This is a genomic window from Novosphingobium olei (assembly GCF_012927405.1).
Taxonomy (GTDB): Bacteria; Pseudomonadota; Alphaproteobacteria; order Sphingomonadales; family Sphingomonadaceae; genus Novosphingobium; species Novosphingobium olei.
Genome location: NZ_JABBGM010000039.1, coordinates 1 through 2305, shown reverse-complemented (window position 1 = coordinate 2305; position 2305 = coordinate 1). Strand labels below are relative to the sequence as shown.

The following is a 2305-nucleotide window of genomic DNA, read 5'->3' as shown; positions in this document are numbered from 1 at the left end:
TGTCGGTGCCGGATGTATTCTCCCCAAAAGTGCCGAATGAAAATTCCCCAGTTTGAGGTCAGCGCCAATTCGCTCCGGGGTTAACCCCGGAGCGAATTGGCATCGATCTTCACATGCTACTCGATGCCCCCGCGGATTTGGCGGGAGTGGCTGGGTGGTCAGACTTGAGGAAGTTGTCATGATCCATGATCTGCACCGGCAGGGCCTGTCGGTGTCCGCGATCGCCCGCAAGACCGGTCTCGATCGCAAGACGGTGCGCAAGCACCTGGCGGAGGGTATCAAGCCGCCGACATACAAGCCGCGGCCCGAACGTCCGCGACAACTCGCCGCTTTTGAGCCCTACCTTCTGGAGCGGATCACGCTCTACCCTGACTTGTCGGGAAAACGCCTCCTGCGCGAGATCAGGGCAATGGGGTATGGCGGGGGCTACAGTGCCGTGACCGACTACCTGCGCGCCAATCGGCCTGCCCGCATCAAGCCGTTCGAACGCCGGTTCGAGACCGCCGCCGGCCGGCAGGCTCAAGTCGACTTCGCCCAGTTCCGCGTCGAGTTCACCGATGAGCCTGGCGCCGTGAAAGTGTTCTGGCTGTTCTCGATGGTGCTGGGCCATAGCCGGTGGCTGTGGGGCCGGTTCTGCCCGACCCAAGACCTGCAGACGGTGATGCGCTGCCACATCGACGCCTTCGATGCCATGGGCGGCGCTCCGCGCGAAGTCCTCTACGACCGGATGAAGACCGCAGTCATCGATGAGGACGCCGAGGGCGTTGTGATCTATAATCGGTCGCTGGTGGCGCTGCTCGACCACTACGGTGCCCTGCCACGCGCCTGCCGGCCCTATCGCGCCAAGACGAAGGGCAAGGTCGAGCGTCCCTTCCGTTACATCCGCCAGGACTTCTTCCTGGGCCGCACCTTCCAAAATGCCGAGGATCTGAATGGCCAGTTCCGTAACTGGCTCGACACGGTTGCCAACGTGCGTCGTCACGCAACGACCGGACGCATCGTCGCCGAGCACTTCGCCGAGGAAGGGATCGCGCTGACGGCCTTGCCTGCCGCGGCCTACAATGCCGTCCTTACCGTCGAACGGCGGGTCAGCCATGAAGGCATGGTATCGGTCGGCGGCAACCTCTACTCGGTGCCCGATGCGACAAGGAAACGCGTCGTCGAAGTCCAGAACCATCCGCGCGAGATCAGGATCTTCGAGGACCGCAGACTGATCGCGGTGCATCCCGTGCTCGATGGGCGCAATCAGCGCCGGGTCGATCCCGTTCACCGCAAGCTCGTCCAGATCCGGCAGGAAGCGCCGCCTCCTGCCACGGGCCGTGAGATCGGGCGTCGCTCACTCAGCATCTACGAGGCCGTCGGCAAGCGCCTGGCCGGTGTGGAGGTGCGGCCGTGACCGAAATCATCGACAGCATCCGCGCCAGCCTGGTCGGCCTCAGGATGCCTCGCGCCCTCGAAGCCCTGGATCATACCATGCGGTGCCTCGAGCGGGGCGAGATGACCGCGCTCGAGGCCATCGACATCCTGCTCTCCCACGAGCATGGCAACCGCGAGAGCCGGCGCTTCACCATGGGCGTCAAGACCTCCCGCCTCGTCCCCATGAAAACCATCGAGGGCTTCGACTTCTCGTTCCAGCCATCGCTTGATCGCAGCCGGATCATCGCGCTTGCCCAGCTCGACTTCATCGAACGCGGCGAGGTCGTCCATCTGCTAGGCCCGCCGGGGACCGGGAAATCTCATCTGGCAACGGCGCTCGGAGTCGAAGCTGTCCGTGCCGGCAAGCGGGTCTACAGGGCCAGCCTGGCCGAAGTGATCGACATGCTGGTCCGCGCCGAACGTGATGGCAGACTCCCGGAACGGCTACGCTTCTTCAACCGCAACAGCCTTCTGATCATCGACGAGATCGGATACCTGCCGGTCACCCCGGGCGGGGCCAACCTCTTCTTCCAGCTCGTCAACTCGCGCTACGAAAAGGGGGCGATGATCCTCACCTCCAACCGCGGCTTTGCCGAATGGGGCGACGTCTTCGGCGATCCTGTGGTCGCCACCGCCCTGCTGGATCGCCTCCTGCACCACGCCATCGTGATCCAGATCGAGGGCGCCAGTTACCGCCTGCGCGCCCATACCGACCTCATCCCCGAACACACCAGGACCATTGCCACCATCACACCACCACCCCCGCCACGCCGGCGCGGAAGGCCCCCAAAGGAGCGCCTCATCGATCACCGCTACGGCTGATCACCGAAATCCCAGACTGGGGAATTTTATATCGGCACTTCTGGGGAATCTTCGGTCGGCGTTGACA

2 protein-coding genes are annotated in these 2305 nt (G+C 63.9%); both read left to right on the top strand.

Annotation, left to right across the window (positions count from 1 at the left end):
* Nucleotides 1-154 precede the first annotated feature (154 nt).
* Entirely contained in the window at nucleotides 155-1396 is a 1242-nt protein-coding gene (gene istA / locus HHL27_RS22130) for an IS21 family transposase (protein WP_169495521.1), read from the top strand.
* Nucleotides 1397-1440: 44 nt separating this feature from the next.
* Nucleotides 1441-2238 carry an IS21-like element helper ATPase IstB gene (gene istB / locus HHL27_RS22125; protein ID WP_206069798.1) on the top strand — a complete coding sequence of 266 codons (798 nt, stop codon included), beginning with the start codon at nucleotides 1441-1443 and terminating at the stop codon, nucleotides 2236-2238.
* Nucleotides 2239-2305 lie beyond the last annotated feature (67 nt).